This window comes from Kordiimonas lacus (assembly GCF_001550055.1).
In the GTDB taxonomy this organism is placed as follows: Bacteria; Pseudomonadota; Alphaproteobacteria; order Sphingomonadales; family Kordiimonadaceae; genus Kordiimonas; species Kordiimonas lacus.
In genome coordinates this window covers 72,191-87,784 of record NZ_LRUA01000003.1, presented here as the reverse complement: position 1 = coordinate 87,784, position 15,594 = coordinate 72,191, and the positions used below count along the sequence as shown (strand labels likewise).

The 15,594-nt window shown below is 59.1% G+C and carries 15 protein-coding genes; 7 read left to right on the top strand and 8 right to left on the bottom strand.

The window, feature by feature from the left end; translation table 11 throughout:
• Positions 1-98: 98 nt before the first annotated feature.
• On the top strand, positions 99-761 hold the full coding sequence (locus KORLAC_RS03945; RefSeq protein WP_068303406.1) for a hypothetical protein: 663 nt from the start codon (positions 99-101) through the stop codon (positions 759-761).
• Between the two features lie 80 nt (positions 762-841).
• Here the strand turns inward: KORLAC_RS03945 and KORLAC_RS03940 are convergent, their stop codons facing one another.
• A complete protein-coding gene (locus tag KORLAC_RS03940) occupies positions 842-1,774 on the bottom strand; it encodes a ribose-phosphate pyrophosphokinase (protein ID WP_068304630.1) in 933 nt (310 codons plus the stop codon).
• 156 nt (positions 1,775-1,930) lie between these two features.
• Complete coding sequence (gene pgeF / locus KORLAC_RS03935) at positions 1,931-2,692, bottom strand: peptidoglycan editing factor PgeF (RefSeq protein WP_068303403.1); 762 nt, start codon at positions 2,690-2,692, stop codon at positions 1,931-1,933.
• A gap of 69 nt (positions 2,693-2,761) precedes the next feature.
• Here pgeF and KORLAC_RS03930 point away from each other — a divergent pair, with 69 nt between their 5' ends.
• The gene (locus tag KORLAC_RS03930; protein ID WP_068303400.1) at positions 2,762-4,069 is read left to right on the top strand and encodes a hypothetical protein; all 1,308 of its coding nucleotides are present in this window, start codon (positions 2,762-2,764) and stop codon (positions 4,067-4,069) included.
• A 60-nt stretch (positions 4,070-4,129) separates the two neighbouring features.
• Here the strand turns inward: KORLAC_RS03930 and KORLAC_RS03925 are convergent, their stop codons facing one another.
• The 3 genes from KORLAC_RS03925 to KORLAC_RS03915 all read right to left on the bottom strand — a co-directional run bounded on the left by KORLAC_RS03925 (position 4,130) and on the right by KORLAC_RS03915 (position 7,077).
• A complete protein-coding gene (locus tag KORLAC_RS03925; RefSeq protein WP_068303397.1) occupies positions 4,130-5,194 on the bottom strand; it encodes a class I SAM-dependent methyltransferase in 1,065 nt (354 codons plus the stop codon).
• The gene (gene lgt / locus KORLAC_RS03920; protein WP_068303394.1) at positions 5,194-6,042 is read right to left on the bottom strand and encodes a prolipoprotein diacylglyceryl transferase; all 849 of its coding nucleotides are present in this window, start codon (positions 6,040-6,042) and stop codon (positions 5,194-5,196) included. The genes KORLAC_RS03925 and lgt overlap by 1 nt, the downstream gene beginning before the upstream one ends.
• Before the next feature lie 135 nt (positions 6,043-6,177).
• Positions 6,178-7,077 carry a hypothetical protein gene (locus tag KORLAC_RS03915; protein WP_068303391.1) on the bottom strand — a complete coding sequence of 300 codons (900 nt, stop codon included), beginning with the start codon at positions 7,075-7,077 and terminating at the stop codon, positions 6,178-6,180.
• Between the two features lie 219 nt (positions 7,078-7,296).
• Between KORLAC_RS03915 and KORLAC_RS03910 the strand changes: the two genes are divergently transcribed.
• The 4 genes from KORLAC_RS03910 (at position 7,297) to proC (ending at position 10,506) form a co-directional block, all read left to right on the top strand.
• Positions 7,297-7,548, top strand: a complete 252-nt coding sequence (locus KORLAC_RS03910) for an accessory factor UbiK family protein (protein WP_068303389.1) — start codon at positions 7,297-7,299, stop codon at positions 7,546-7,548.
• A gap of 308 nt (positions 7,549-7,856) precedes the next feature.
• Entirely contained in the window at positions 7,857-8,369 is a 513-nt protein-coding gene (locus tag KORLAC_RS03905) for a type III secretion system chaperone family protein (protein WP_068303382.1), read from the top strand.
• A gap of 162 nt (positions 8,370-8,531) precedes the next feature.
• Positions 8,532-9,572 carry a zinc-dependent alcohol dehydrogenase family protein gene (locus KORLAC_RS03900; protein WP_068303380.1) on the top strand — a complete coding sequence of 347 codons (1,041 nt, stop codon included), beginning with the start codon at positions 8,532-8,534 and terminating at the stop codon, positions 9,570-9,572.
• A gap of 100 nt (positions 9,573-9,672) precedes the next feature.
• On the top strand, positions 9,673-10,506 hold the full coding sequence (proC, locus tag KORLAC_RS03895; protein WP_068303378.1) for a pyrroline-5-carboxylate reductase: 834 nt from the start codon (positions 9,673-9,675) through the stop codon (positions 10,504-10,506).
• On the opposite strand, the gene KORLAC_RS03890 is transcribed toward proC, so the two are convergent.
• The gene (locus tag KORLAC_RS03890; RefSeq protein ID WP_068303375.1) at positions 10,503-11,399 is read right to left on the bottom strand and encodes a hypothetical protein; all 897 of its coding nucleotides are present in this window, start codon (positions 11,397-11,399) and stop codon (positions 10,503-10,505) included. The two genes, proC and KORLAC_RS03890, sit on opposite strands and share 4 nt — an antisense overlap.
• Before the next feature lie 81 nt (positions 11,400-11,480).
• Positions 11,481-12,350 (bottom strand): hypothetical protein, encoded by an 870-nt coding sequence (locus KORLAC_RS03885; RefSeq protein WP_068303372.1) that lies wholly within the window; start codon positions 12,348-12,350, stop codon positions 11,481-11,483.
• 508 nt (positions 12,351-12,858) lie between these two features.
• On the opposite strand from KORLAC_RS03885, the gene KORLAC_RS03880 reads away from it, so the two are divergent.
• Positions 12,859-14,550 (top strand): peptidylprolyl isomerase, encoded by a 1,692-nt coding sequence (locus KORLAC_RS03880; RefSeq protein ID WP_068303369.1) that lies wholly within the window; start codon positions 12,859-12,861, stop codon positions 14,548-14,550.
• A 115-nt stretch (positions 14,551-14,665) separates the two neighbouring features.
• On the opposite strand, the gene KORLAC_RS03875 is transcribed toward KORLAC_RS03880, so the two are convergent.
• Positions 14,666-15,562, bottom strand: coding sequence for a LysR family transcriptional regulator (locus tag KORLAC_RS03875; RefSeq protein WP_068303366.1), 897 nt, complete (start codon positions 15,560-15,562; stop codon positions 14,666-14,668).
• Positions 15,563-15,594: the final 32 nt, after the last annotated feature.

Genomic DNA, 15,594 nt, shown 5'->3' with positions numbered 1-15,594 from the left:
ACAGTTTGCCTCTCGATCTGCCACTAGACATGCCATCGGCACTTGCTAGATAGAAGGTAGCCAACTAGTTTGTTGGTAACAATTTCACGGGGGCTTGTATGCGTTTTCTTCTTATTGCGGTTTTGTTTGTCTTTGCTTTTGCAGTGCCTAGCGGGGCAGAGGCGTTGGATATCCAACTGAAATTCTCCAAGCGGCTGGAGAAGGATATGAAAAAGATCAACGAGAAGGAGCTTCAGCGAGAAGCTATGTTCCGCAAATACCGGATCGAGCTGGAGCCGGGCAAAAAGGCCAAGAATCTGATGATCGACAAATATCAGGACACCATCTGGGCCAACGAATATCTGCTGCCCGACCTCAATACCTATTCGGTCCCGAACCTGATGCGCACCATGGCCTGGGCCGCCTTCCACCAGATTGCAGAGCCGGGATTTAACGGCACTCTTGTGATTGAAGTGGACAGCTTCTTTATTCCTGAATTCCCCCTGGCGCGCTACCGCAGCCACGGCCCGCGCATGAACGGTAAATTCACGCTGCTTGACGGTGCAGGCAATGTGATGGCCGAAGCCGAGGTGGCCGCCCGCGTGGTGAAAAGATATACCGTGTCCACCAGCTATCAGGGACCTGAATTCGCCTATGCTGAGACCGCCGTGGACGGCCGGATGGGGCCGATCGTTGCGGCCTTTGTCGAAAAGGGTCTAGAGGACCTTCTGCCGGGTGCTGATGCACCTGGGCCCATTTTGGTGCAGATGAAAACGCACTAGGTTTTGGCTGGAAAATTCAGAAAAGAAAAAGCCCCCGCCAAATCAGGCAGGGGCTTTTGAATTCTTGGTCGCAGAACCGTTTATTCGAACAGGCTGGATACGCTTGTTTCGTGTGCGATGCGGTTCATGGCTTCGGCCAGCAGCGGCGCCACGGTCACAACCCGGATTTTCGGGTTGGCGTTGCAGGCCTCTGTTGGGCGAATGCTGTCTGTGATCACCAGCTCGTCCATCACGCTGTTCTCGATGCGCTCGTAGGCTGGGCCGGACAGCACGCCGTGTGCGACATAGGCTGACACGCTGGAGGCACCGGCTTCGTGCAGCGCTTTGGCGGCGTTACACAGCGTGCCGGCGCTGTCGACAATATCGTCCACCAGCACACAGTGACAATCTTTCACGTCACCCACGATGTGCATCACCTCAGACACGCCAGCGCGTTCGCGGCGTTTATCGATGATGGCGATTGGCGCATCAAGGCGCTTCGCGTAGGCACGGGCCCGAACCACGCCGCCCACATCAGGCGAAACGATCATGGTTTTCTTGCCAGCGTATTTTTCCTTCAGGTCGCGAACCAGAACCGGCATGGCATAGAGGTTATCCGTCGGGATATCGAAGAAGCCCTGGATCTGGCCTGCGTGCAGGTCCATCGTCAGCACGCGGTCGGCGCCGGCGGTGGTGATCAGGTTGGCAACCAGCTTGGCGGAAATTGGCGTCCGTGGGCCGGGCTTCCGGTCCTGGCGGGCATAACCGAAGTATGGGATCACAGCCGTGATGCGGCGGGCGGACGCGCGCTTCAGCGCATCGATGCATACCAGCAGTTCCATCATGTGGTCGTTGGCCGGGAAGTTCGTTGGCTGCACGAGGAAAACATCCTCACCGCGCACATTCTCATGAATTTCTACGAAAACTTCCTGATCGGAAAAGCGTTTAACAGCGGCTTTTGCAAGCGGCATGTTCAGATAGGCGGCAATGGCTTCCGCCAGTTCCGGGTTTGAGTTCCCGGTAAGGATCTTCATGCCCATTAAGGCCTCCGTGCGATGAAGATGTTGCGTTCGGGTGTCCTGTACCAGCCGGGGGGGCATGTGTAAAGGCGCCAGCCCAGCACGGGGTCATTTTATAAGCTCAGTGCCTCAAATCGGGACGGATGGGTTCATATATTCCAAAAGTGATAGTCAAGGCTTCAGCATGATTGCCGACAGCTGGCGACCGTAATCTGCCTCTTTCCTGTGAGTCGTCCGCCGGAAGGAGAAATGATCCTCGCTTGTGTATGTATCCAGCCCCGCCATCCAGACTGATTCGACATCGTCCGCCTCCAGCCGGTATTTCACGAAACCCGGCAGGTCGAACTGCACGTGCCACGGGTCCTTGCCGGGTAGGAAGAAGCGGTCGAAGTCCATTTGTTCGGCTGTGAAGCGGTCGCGGAAATCCAGGTCTACCTCATAGGATGCCTGGTGGATTGTCGGGCCGACGGCAGCGCGGATGCGCTCGCGCCTGGCGCCCAGGCCTTCCATGGCGCGCACCGTGGCGTCCGTGACACCCGCCAGCGCGCCTTTCCAGCCAGCGTGCGCGGCGCCGATCACGCCGGCTTCCCGGTCTTCGAACAGCACGGGTGTGCAGTCGGCGGTCAGGATGCCCAGAATGAGGCCCGGCTGGTTGGTCACCATGGCGTCCGCCTTGGGGCGGTCAGTGCCCCAGTCCTCGGTCGCGACCACCACATCGCGGCCATGCACCTGATAGCAGCTCAGCACCGGTGTGTCGGCGCTGCCGGACAGATGCTTTGCCGCGATGCGCCGGTTCTCCAGCACGCACGCCGGGTCATCGCTGGAGCCGGGGCCGCAGTTCAGGCCTTCATAGAGGCCGGTCGAGACACCGCCTGCGCGGCTGAAGAAGGCGTGCGGGGCGCTGATGGATGGGCATTTCAAATGATCGGTCATGGCTGTGACTTTACTTTTCCTGTTGCATTCGCACTATAGAAAATATTCCAGCAAGGGACAGGGGACTTGATGCGCTTTTTCATCACATTGGCGGCCATATGGGGCCTGAGTGGGGCAGCAGGCGCTGACGTGAGCGGCACGTTTGAGCTGACGCGGGAGGCGGAGCGCCGCTGGAAAGCCAGCTTCTGTTTCGGTGAAAGTGTCAGTGCACTGGGCTTTGAGCGTCCGGTCGCGGATTTTCGGGCGGCATCATGGGCTGCAGGTGAGCCGGGGTTTGAGCTGATCCACACGGGCCGTACGTCGCTTATTCAGCGGGCGGACAAGGCCCCGTTCAATTGTGCGTCGGTCACCCTCACCACCAACACCATGATCCCACCCAAGGACTATATGCCCTTCTCCAGCTTCAGTGATGGCGGGGCCTCCGTCTTCACCGGTTATCTGATGGGGCAAGTATACAGGAACGGCGTGTGGGAAAGCTATGACCTGCGAGCGTCCTACAGGGGGCTGGAGGGTGACAGGGTCGTCACCAGGAACCCCAAGGCACTGGCGGAACAATTTGTCTATTTTGGCCCAAGGGAACCCAAGGAAATTGCGGGTGCGACGCTGGTGATCGACCCGCTGATCCCGGCGAGCGCGCGGCTCGGCGTCCTCAGCACATTGCCGCGGGGCACCAAGCTGCTGGCTGAGCTGTTCGGCTTCAGGCCAGCAGAGCCCTATCTGGTGTTTTTGGCGGCGGGCGAGTTGGAGACATCCGCCACCGACCAGACCAAGGCAGGCACGCTGCCGTACCAGATACTCTTCACCATGAAGGGCAAGGGCAGCGCAAGGTGGGCGGATAGTGACCCGCTCTATTTCCCGCGCTTCACCATGCATGAGGTGCTGCACATCTGGCAGCGCGAGGTGTGGGGCGAGTGGCTTGGCGATGATCACCCCTGGGTACATGAAGGCGCGGCTGAGGCGCTGGCTTACGAGCTGATGAACCAGGCCGGTGCCTATAACGCGGCAGAACTGACCAGCCTGTGGGCGACGGTAAGGAACAAATGCCGGAACCTGCTGGCGGAGACCAGCGTGCATGACGCGCCAGAGAAGGGCCGGTTTGATACGGTTTACCAGTGTGGCGCCCTGATCAACCGCATGGTGGGCGAGGCCCTCAACCCAGACGCGCCGGGGGGCGGCATGATCCGCTTCTGGCAGGAAATGGCAAAGTGGGATGCCAGCCAGAAGGGCGTGCTGACAAGCGAACAACTGTATCTGAACACCATGGCCAGGCTTGGCTTTGGCGAGGGCGCCCGCACGGCGCTCAGCACCTTCCTCAAGGAAAAGCCGGCCAGTCCCGACGCTGCCCTGAAGGCACTCAAGCACGCGCTCACCCTTTGATTTGCCGCTTGATCTATAGTCCGCTGGCTGTGCCGGGGGGGCTTTGTGGTTGTGATCGGCTTAAAAGCCGGGTGCTGCGGGCAGGGCGGGGTTCTGGACCGCGAGCACCTTGAAAAGCGTGCCCATTTCATCGGGCGCGGTCAGGCGCTTCAGCTCCCCCAGAATGCGTTCCTGGCTTTTGTCTGATGCCCGTTCGGCCAGCTTCTGGGCGCGCACACCCAGCCCGATGGTCATCAGGAAAGCGCCTTGCTCAGTGGTCGGGGATGCCTTCGCGCCCACGCTTTCAGCCGCTTCGGCGATGCGGTCGAACGCCACGTGGGCCGTAAGGTCCGCCTTGCCGGGTTCCGTGAACGGGTCAGTGAACTCGTGTTTTTTGAGGGCCTGGAACGTATCCCCCGGCGCGGAAATGCCGTAGCCATAATCAATATAGAGCGCTGCGCCGCCGTGGGCTGCCAGGTGGGCCGCAATGGTGGCGCTGGTGGAAATCGCACCTGGGCAGACTTCCAGCAGGCTGCCGTCCGGCGCCCTAAGCAGGTGGGGCGGCACCAGGGCGAACTGGGCGGCAGGCTGCGTGAGCACAAACCCGAGGCCATCGCCCACCATGCCCACAGAGCGCTCAAACCATTTGCCGCCCTGTTTCACATACTGGTGGATCGGCAGGGCATCAAAGAACTCGTTGGCGACAACAAGGCTGGGGCCTTCAGGCACGCTTGAGAAATCATCATGCCACGTCGCGTCTGGTACCTTTTCCGCCTGCAGCGCGCGTAGCTGGGCGCTCGCCTCAATGAAATGCACCTTTGCGGCATCCTTGAAGCCCGGCACTTTGCCCGCAGCGCGCAGGATATCCGCCATCAGGGTGCCGCGTCCGGGGCCCAGCTCCACCAGGTTCACCGGGTTCGGGCGTCCCATGACAATCCAGCGGTCCGCCAGCCACAGGCCGATGGTCTCGCCGAACATCTGGCTGACTTCGGGCGCGGTGATGAAGTCGCCGTCCTGACCGAAAACCCGTTCGCGCTGATAATAGCCGTGCTTTGGATGCATCAGGCATTCAGCCATATAGTCTGCAAGGCTGATCGGCCCTGACGCCTCAATCCGGCGTGCCAGAATGTTGGCAAGCGGCGTCACTATTTGGCTTTCGCTTTTTGGGTGCGACTATGTTGGATGCCCTTGTTGATCAGCCAGGCGGCAAACAGGAACATCGGTACAGACAGCAGTTGCCCGCGGGTCAGGCCCATGATGTGGTCAACCCCCACGTCGGGTTCGCGCACGAACTCAACCAGCACACGGGTCAGGCCGTAGCCCAGATAGAAGACCCCCGCGATGACGCCGGGCATTTCCTTGGCCAGCCGCGTGCGGTGGTAAAGGAACATCAAAATCAGGAACAGGATTACGCCTTCGCCCAGGGCCTCATAAAGCTGGCTTGGGTGGCGCGGCAGCGGCCCGCCTGTTGGGAAAACCATGGCCCACGGCACATCCGTGGTGCGGCCCCACAGCTCGCCGTTGATGAAGTTGGCGATGCGGCCTGCGAACAGGCCCACTGGGCTCACGAGCGCGACAATGTCCGCCACACGCATCAGATCCAGCTTGTGTTTGCGGCTGAAGAAGATGACCGCCAGGATCACGCCGATAGCGCCCCCGTGGAAGGACATGCCGCCATCCCACAGGCGCAGGATGGCCAGCGGATCGTCAAAATAATTCTCTGGCCGGTAAAACAGTACGTAGCCAAGCCGTCCACCGGCGATGACGCCGATGATGGCCCAGGTGATGAAATCGTCGATATGCTTGGGGGACATGGCGGCCCCAGGCTTGGATGTCAGGCGGCGGATGTACCACCAGCCGAACAGGATGCCCGCGATATAGGCCAGGCTGTACCAGCGGATGCCCAGCGCGAAGCCGCCCACCTCGACGGGGCCGAGCGCAAACTCGCTGATTTTCGGATAAGTGAGAACCGCGAGGTTGGCGAGTAGCGACATAATTCCATCCCTTGAAAGCTTTGCGCCATCATCGCCGTGGACGCGCGCGTGTCAAGGCTGCAGCGCCGACAATGAAAAACGTCCGGCCACCACTGGCGGCCGGACGACGATCCATGATGGTGGTCTGCGGTTCAGTTACCAGGCAGGCAACTGAGGCATTTCGGCTGTCATCGTTGCATAGAATTTTTCCGACAGCAGCTCGAAGCCGTCCGCTGTTGGATGGATTTCATTGAGCCATTGATCGGCGCTTGTAAGCGTGCCCAGTGTCCGGGTGACATGGAAATTCCGGGTTGTGCCCTCAATTTCTTCCAGGATCACCGCCAGGCTGTTGAACATCTCCTGTACGATATCGCGGCGGAACCGAATGTTCGGCGTGACGCTATAATCGTCTGGTGCGATGCCCCGTTTGGTCATGGCCGGCCCGATCCAGGCCTTGGCCCACTCGACGCCGTAGAACCGGGCACCGATGCCGGTCATATACGGCAGGTCGTATGTGTGGGTGAAAATCTTGGTGTCAGCGGAATATTGATCGCGGATATTGATCAACTCCAGCCAGGCGTATTTGATCTGGTTCAGCTTGATCTCGAAGGCATCCCAGTTGATGCAGGCGCGGGCTGTCATCCCGGGTTTAAACGGCAGCAGGAAGCGTTCCATGTCATAGGTACCGACAATGTCATTGCCGCCGCCGGAAAACAGAAGGGCATGAATAGGGCGTTTGCGACGGGCGCAGTCGTCCAGGAGTTCAGTCAGGTTATGACGTTGGTCATCCGACATGATCTGGGTGATTTCATCGCCGTTCGATTCGAGCCGCAGCAGGTTGGCTTTTCTGTGAAGGCGGTCTTCAATATGGTCGATGATATTGGCCGGCTTGTTGGGGAAGATTTTGCGCGGATAGTCAAACCAGCTATCGCCTTCCGACACGATATTGAGCCTGTCGGGAAATTCCACCGTCGCCAGTTCGAACATATCGATACGGCTGAAAGATTCGCGGTTTTCGAATTCCCGTGGCTGCGGTGCTCTCAGTCTTTGTGGCATGGTCGATGCTCCTGATGAATATTTGGCTGGATACTGCGGAACAATCGATGGGGATTGCTACTATAGGAATGTTTTTGTGCAGCTGATAGTAAAATCGGGGAAGGTGTCATAGATGATCTGCTACCCGCCACAAGTAGACCGATTGCCTGCGGCAACTCGCCCATTGCAATTTTTCACTGCTTCGCCCATATGAAGATCAAAGCTTCAAGGAACGGTAAGATGCAAACCAGCAACAAATTCTTCGATGACCTCTCCAAACTGGCAACCGGTGCAGTGGGTGCAGCCCACAGCGTGAAGGGCGAAATGGAAGATCATTTCCGCGCCTGGCTCGATCGTCAGCTCGCTGGCCTTGACCTTGTGACCCGCGAGGAATTCGACGTGGTGCGCGAGATGGCTGAAAAAGCCCGTACCGAAAATGAAGACCTGCGCGCAGAACTTGATTTGCTCAAGGCAAAGCTTGAACAAAAATAAGCCATTTGCGCAATAAAATTACGCGCTATATTTTCCTTCAACAGTGGAATCTAAGGGCCTGTTCCCGTGGTGAAATTCACCAAATTAGAACGGGGCTTCAACGACTTTTCCACAAGAAATTTCCCTTCCGAAACAATTCCTGCTTGCCACAGAGTCCCGGCTTTGGCACGCTATATCTAGTGTTAATTTTGATCAAGGGAGCCAGATTTCGTGTTTCTGGTGAATCGAAGATAACGCTAACCGGCGAAACCGAGTCTGCCGGTTAAGCTCCTTAGCCCGGCGGCACTCACTTTCCAGGGGGAAACGAGATGACGACACTGAGCACCGGGCATTCTGAAATCATTTCTCAGAATCCAGTTGATCTCGCCGAAGAGCTTGCAGGCGCCAATGATTGGGCGGTCGAGCGGCATGGCGAGGATGAGCTGACCATGTTCATCTCGGGCCAATATACCGACCTTCAGTTCCGGGTATTCTGGCGCGAAGACTTCAAAACATTGCAGTTTGCATGTCTGTTTGACCTGAAGGTGCCGGAAGGCCGACGGGCCGATATTTACCGTGTCCTTGGGATGATCAATGAGCGTATGTGGATTGGCCACTTCGAATATTGGTCGGAAGAAGATGCGCTTTTGTTCCGCCACGCAAGCCTGGTGGGTGATCCGCTCATCGGCGCGATCGGCGAGGAACATATGGTTACCATGGTGGAAACCGCGCTTGGGGAGTGCGAGCGTTTCTACCCCGTTTTCCAGTTTGTCATGTGGGGAGGGCAGTCTCCTGAAGAAGCGATCGAGAGCGCCATGCTGGAGTGTGCAGGCACGGCGTAAAAATAACAAAGATCGATTCTTGGCCTCGGGTGAGGCCCTGCCTGAAAATATGGGCGGTGCGGTGCGCCGCCCCTTTTTTTGTGCCTCGTCACTTTTTATGCGCAAAACGGGCGCCCTGATTGTCATACTGAATGAAGGTTTGCCTACAGGAAAGGATGCCAGATGAAAGCGATGCTCTATGAAGCTTTTGGTGCGCCGCCGCGCGTGACGGAAGTGCCGGACCCGACACCAGAGGCGCACGGCGTGGTGGTGCGCGTGGAAGCTACCGGCATCTGCCGCAGTGACTGGCACGGCTGGGTGGGCCACGACAAGGATATTGAGCTGCCGCACGTGCCGGGGCATGAGCTTGCCGGCACGATTGTGGCGGTGGGCAGGGATGTGACGCGCTGGCGTGCGGGAGACCGGGTCACCGTGCCGTTCGTGGGTGGCTGCGGCGCCTGCCCAGAGTGCCATAGCGGCAACCAGCAAGTGTGCGACAGCCAGTTCCAGCCCGGCTTCACCCACTGGGGGTCGTTCGCCGAATATGTCGGCCTGCATCACGCCGACCTCAACCTGGTCGCCTTGCCGGACAGCATGGATTTCGTCACTGCCGCCAGCCTGGGCTGCCGGTTTGTGACCAGCTTCCGCGCGGTGGTTGACCAGGGCCGGGTGGCGCCCGGCGAATGGGTGGCGGTGCACGGCTGTGGCGGCGTGGGCCTCTCGGCCATCATGATCGCGAGCGCCATGGGCGCCAATGTGGTGGCGGTGGACATCGCTGACGACAAGCTCGACTTCGCCAAATCGCTGGGGGCTGTGGCCGTGGTGAAGGCATCGCCAGGGACGGAGGTGGCAGAAGCGGTGCGGGATATCACGGGCGGCGGCGCGCATGCCTCCATCGACGCGCTCGGCCATCCGGCCACCTGCTTCAATTCTGTTGCGAACCTGCGTAAACGCGGGCGGCACATTCAGGTGGGCCTGATGGTGGCGGATCACGCCCATCCGGCGGTGCCGATGGACGCGGTGATCGCCAATGAGCTTGAAATCCTGGGCAGCCACGGCATGCAGGCGCACCGCTACGGCGCCATGATGGCGATGATCGAAAGCGGCAAGCTGGCGCCTGAAAGGCTGATCGGCAAAACCGTTTCGCTGGAGGAAGGCGTCGATATCCTCACCGCAATGCACACGTTCGGATCATCTGGCGTTACCGTCATCGATAGATTTTAGCTTCCCTGAGTGCTGGATTTGGCAGCGAAACTGGCTCATTATCGCTCCCTGTTTCAGCCCCGCGTTCGCGCGCGGGCTTCTTTCGCCAGAGGGAGAAACCATGGTGCAACATTTCAGCGAAACGTCCCCCCTTGTGCTTGTCGGCTGTGGCCATATGGGCCGCGCGATGGCGCAGGGCTGGCTGCGGGCCGGTGTGCCCGCGGATCATCTCTATATTGTTGACCCCCAGGCTGCCCCTGAAAGCCTGCCGGGCAGCAAAGCTGACCACTTTGTCGCCAGTGCCGGGTTCCTGCCGAAGGGCATGAAGGCGCGTGCGATTGTGATGGCCGTGAAGCCGCAGATCATGAATGACGCGCTGCCGCTGATGGCACCCTTCATTGGGGACGGCACAGTTGTGCTCTCGGTCGCGGCGGGGGTGACGCTGGACCAGATGGCGCGCGGCACTGGCGGCAAGGGCACCTGCGTGCGGGTGATGCCCAACACGCCGGCGGCCATCGGCCAGGGCATCAGCGGCCTGACCGCAGGCTCAGGCATCAGTGAAGACGACCGCGCGCTGGCGCTTGAGTTGATGGGCGCCACCGGCGAGGCCGTCTGGATCGAACGCGAGGACCAGATGGACGCGGTAACAGGGGTATCCGGCAGCGGGCCTGCCTATGTCTTCTATATGGTGGAATGCCTGGCAGCGGCGGGCGTGCGCGAAGGCCTGCCAGAAGATACCGCCATGGCACTGGCGCGCCAGACTGTTATCGGGGCCGGCCATCTGATGGACGCTGAAACGGATGTTGAAGCGGCTGAGCTGAGGCGCCGTGTCACCAGCCCGGGCGGCACCACGGCGGCGGCCCTGAATGTGCTGATGCGCGCAGACGGGTTGGGGCAGTTGATGAGTGACGCGGTATCGGCCGCGCGCAAGCGGGGGGCAGAACTGGCGGGCTAGGGACCGCCGTTTTGGAACCGGTGCCAGAAACGGCCTGGGATGGCGCGCATGCGGCTGCTCGTATAGGGGTTGTTGATCCAGAACACCCGGCGGTCATGCGCCGCGACAATCTCAAGCCCTTGTTTGATAGCGGGATAATTTGAAAAATGCGCCATGAAGGCGCCGCTGTCGTAGGCGGCCAGAAGGCCTTCCGTGACGATGGCGGCACGCTTGCTGTCGCCCTTCGCCACAAAGAAGAACGAGTCATACAAGTAGCTGATGCGGACCTGGCCCGAGACGGTGATGGTGGCGTTCCCGTGTTGGCCGCCCTTGAGCGCCAGAAGCGGGAAGGCCTCATCCACACCGAACAGCAGGGCATGAAACCGCCCACGTGCCAGCAGCTGCCACTGGCTGTCCGACGGCGCGGAGGTAACCTGCAGGCCGTTATATTCATAGATGGGCCGTTCCGGGTGGGAGATGGCCATCCCCAGCGTTACCAGGCTCTTGAACTGCGCCAACGTGTCGATGGAAGCCAGCAAGCTGTCGGTCTTTTCCTCAATGAACAAAAGCCGGTGCCCCAGAAGCCCGCGCGTGAGCGGGATATAGACCATCTCCAGCATGTCCTCGCGTTCCGGGCTATAACCGCTGAACAGAATATTGTAGGGGCTTTTGCCGTCGGCGAATTGGCGTAGCATTCTGCCCTGGTTTGCAGGGCGTTCATCGTCCGGTTCTACGAGGACAAGGCTGTGGTCGCCGGAGGCATGTGCAAGCGCGATCTGCAGCAGCTTGACTTCATAATCAAAATGACCATCGGGCGGCGGGGCTTCAATGCGGAAGGTTTCGGCTTGCAAAGGGTCTATGCTGGCAAGCCAGCAGACCAGAAAGGCAGCAATGTGGGTGTGTCTAAATGTCATCCATTCCTGCTTTCACCCCAGCCCCCAAATTATCTGATAACGCTGTCAGCCACAAGGCGTGTTTGTCTATCACCAACAGGGTCAGGGGTAGGTGTGCCAATAGGACTGGGGGAGCGCCCGCAGTTTGTCGCTCAGTAAGGGGTTTACAAGGCGGATCACCCGTCTGGGGTGCCTGCTGAGCTCCTCCCTGACAGCATGCAGTTGAGGAACATCATTTAAAAGCGCCTGCAGTTTGCCGTTTTCATGAGCCCGGATCAGCCCCTGTTCCACGATGGCCGCCTTGTGCGCGTTTGCCTTGGAGAAATAGAAGAAATGATCATACTTATAGACAAGCATGACATGCCGGTCGATGACGACTGTCGAGCCCAGCCAGCCAGTGTTGGCCCCTTCAACTTCCGGCAGGATTTCATTGACCCCGCGCGGGAAGGCATTGAAGCGGCCCCGTGCCAGCATTTGCCATAGGTTATTGTCTGACGCGGTGGCAACGGTGAGACCGGCGGCCTTCAGTATTTTCGTGTCAGGCCAATCGATGCCGGACCCCAGAACAGCCACTTGCTTCAGGTCTTCCAGTGTCTGGACGTTTGCGAACAGGTCTTTGTTGGCTTCTGTGACGGCGAGCAGCCTGTGGCCCAGCATGCCCATGGTGATGGGAAAGCGTACCATGGCCAGCTCCTGCTCTCGGTCCGCGTCATAGCCGCTATAGTGCATATCGTAGCGAGGCCGCTCTTCCGAAAGCGCCCGCAGGGCCCGGTTCTGCGCCAGGATCACCCGGCCCACAAGCTCCAGCGTGTGGTCGCCGTCTGCTTCCGCGAGGGCCAGCTCCACGATTTCAGCAACATATTGATCGTCATCGGTCGCCATGGCGAGGCGGAAGTCTTCTGCGTGCGCAGGGGGCGCTGCCATCATCAGCACACCATAAACAAACCATCGAACAGACTTCAAAATCTGCATCCGCACCTTCCAACCTCCCACAGCCATAATAATACACAAAGAAAGGTTACCTAACCCTCAACGCATGGGTGGTCGGCGGCAGAAAGGCTGGAAGACAAAAAAAAGAGGCCCCGGTATACACCGGAGCCTGGGGGATCAGTTTGTCAACATAGGGAGGTTAGTGCTGTCTCGAACTCACGAGACGAAAAGTAAAGGGCCGGTCCCGGGGGGGAAGTGGGGGGAGGGGGGAGGAACCCCGGGACCGACCTTTGTGACGGAAAACCGTCAAACTCAGAAACTGGGTGCCGCGAGCGGATACTCGGTACGTTGCTCAGCGGCGATGAGAGGTATATATGTTTGGGGAGCCAAGAAGAAAACCCATTTTTGGGTCGTAGCAGCTATGCGAAAAATGCATGGCTTAAAAAAATAAGGGTATCAGTTAACGAATGGCTGGTTTTTTGCAAAAAATAGTACAGCATTGCTGACCAAAAAACTGTTTAATGACAAACATTTAGCGGGGAGGATTTTCATGAAACTTAAGCATACGCTTGCGCTTGCGCTGTTAACCTTTGGCGTGACAGCGCCGGTCATTTCTTCTGAAAAAAATGCAATTCTTAAGGAATTTAATGATTTCGACGTCCGATTGATGGAAGCAAAAGACGCCCGAGATCACCAGAATCCCGTTTTTGACGAAGCCCTCGAGGCCGAAGATTGGCGTGCACTTGTGTTCCTCGGGCAAATCGGCGGTGAGGCGTGTGAGCGGATCAAGCCCTACCTTACGCACAAGAACGAAGAAGTGCGCGAAGCCGCAGCTTATGCCGCCGGCTTTTGCCATGATTCCGGTTTTGACAGCATGCTTGCTGAGGTCGCCCAGAATGATGGCTCCTCTGGCGCACTTAACGGCATGGCATTCTCGGGAGCGGAGCAGTCGCGTGCCTATTTGATTGAAACGATCAACGGGATACAGCTGAAGGAACGGCTAGGGAAGTGCAATCTTTTCGGTATGGATGCACAGGAATCCGCCTTGTTCGCACTGATGCAGTCGATTGTTTATGATCGGCTTGATGCCTCAGCGCTGCCAGAACTTGATGTGCTGCACCTGCTGTCCCTGACCGCAGACAGGTGCTTCGGCTACGAAGCAGCCTATCTTCTCGGGCGTCTGCAGAAACTGGACGAAGGCCTGACACTTGACGCGGTGATCGCCGCCATGGGCGCTGCGCCAAACCCTGACGTGCAGCGGGCGCTGGTGCGCGTGCTTCGGCAGTTCGGCAATGAGGCTGCTGATTATCTGGTGGCGATTGCGGGCGTGGATGACACACAGCTGGCCATGGAAGCCGTGCGCGCCATGGGCAGCCTGTCTGACCCGTCCAGCAAGCTTTACCTGATGGAAGTCGCGCGCGACGGCAGCGTGCCCATGCGGCACCTGGCGCTGTCCGCCCTTGCGGGGCGCGACGGGATGGATACAGACATCACCCAGTTGATTGCTGCAAGCGTTCAGGATGAAAACCCCTGGATTGCGGTGACGGCGCTTCGCGGCCTGAACCAACGCTCGCCCGAAGAAGCGCTCAAGGTGGCTGAAGAATGGTTCGCGGGCGACGACTATTACAAAGCTTTCTCTGCCATGGGGCTGTTGGCCCAGTCGGATGAGGGTGAGGCAATTTTGGAAGAATACGCAGCGGCCAACCCGGACACCATCCGTGGCCGTGAAGCCGCCATCGCGCTGGACCCGTCCATCGAAGGCATTGAGAAGCCGCGCAAAACACCATCATGGAATATGGTGCTGTCGTACCAGGGCCGGGAGCTGAAGCTTGAGACAACGCGGGGCACGGTGTGCATCGCGCCGTCGCATATAGCGCCGTACGCCGCCGCCAACTTCATGCTGCTGGCTGACGTGGGCAAGATGAACAGCATGCTGTGGCACCGGGTGATCCCGAATTTCGTGGCGCAGGCGGGCCAGAGCGAAGACCCGGAGCTCGCGAGCTGGGGCACCATCCGCGAAGAGTGGGGCGGTCAGCACGTTAAGGGCAGTGTGGGCGTAGCCACGGCCGGGCGTGACACCGGCAGCGCGCAATTCTTCATCAACACAGCCTATAACCTGCATCTTGATGGCCGCTATACCGTGATGGGGAATGTGATCAGCGGTATGGATGCCGCCATGGCGCTTCAGGAAGGCGATGTGATCACCCGCGCCGAAACCGTAATGGCCGGCAAGTGCCGGTAACAGCAAGGGCGTCATGCTGAACTTGTTTCAGCATCCATGAAAGTGATCGGACTTACTCGACCATGGCAAGCATGGACCCTGAACCAAGTTCAGGGTGACGGATGAGTGTAGCAGCCTAGAGGATATTGCTCTCGGCCCTGATCTGGCGGACCATGAAGTCGCGGAACAGGGCCACCTTCAGGCTGCCCCGAAGTTCCGGCGCATAGCAATAATAGCTGTTGAACGGCGTGCCTTCAACTTTGGGCAGCACACGCACCAGCTTTTGCCTGTTGTGCACCAGATAGTCCGGCAGCACCGCAATGCCCATGCCCGCTTCCACGGCGTGCAGCACGCCATACAGGTTGTTGATCTGCAGACGCGGGGACCGCTCCTTTTTCGGGGTGCCCACGGTCAGCAGCCAGTTGAGGCCCCGGATGGTGGGCACGTTTGAGATGCCGAAGGTGATCAGGTCATGCTGGTCCAGGTCACTGGGTGTGACCGGCGTGCCCATGCGGTCCAGATACTCCGGGCTCGCATATATGTGCGAGTGGAAGGTGGCGAGCGGGCGCTGGATCAGGTCTGCCTGCTCGGGCTCGTGCAGGCGGATCGCCACATCTGCTTCACCGGCAGACAGGTCAAGGTCGGCGTCATCCAGAATCAGCTTGATATTGATATCCGGATATTCGGTCATGAACTGCTCGAGGTGCGGTGTCAGCCACACGGCACCGAAGGTTACCATGGTGGTTACCCGCAGAATGCCTGAGGGGTTTTCACGACTTTCCATCAGGGTGCGCTGGGTTTCTTCCAGCCTCAGCACCATCTCGCGCGCGGTGTTATAAAGCTCCTGGCCTTCCTGTGTCAGCACCAGGCCGCGGGCATGGCGGGTGAACAGGGAGACATTCAGGCTTTCCTCGAGCGCCCTGATCTGGCGGCTGACGGCGGACTGGCTGCAGTTCAGGCGCATGCCTGCGTTGGTGAAGCTGCCGCTTTCCGCAACCGTGTGAAAAATTCTCAGTCTGTCCCAATCGAGCACGCTTCTCTCCAGATCAATCTGACTGCCCTGAA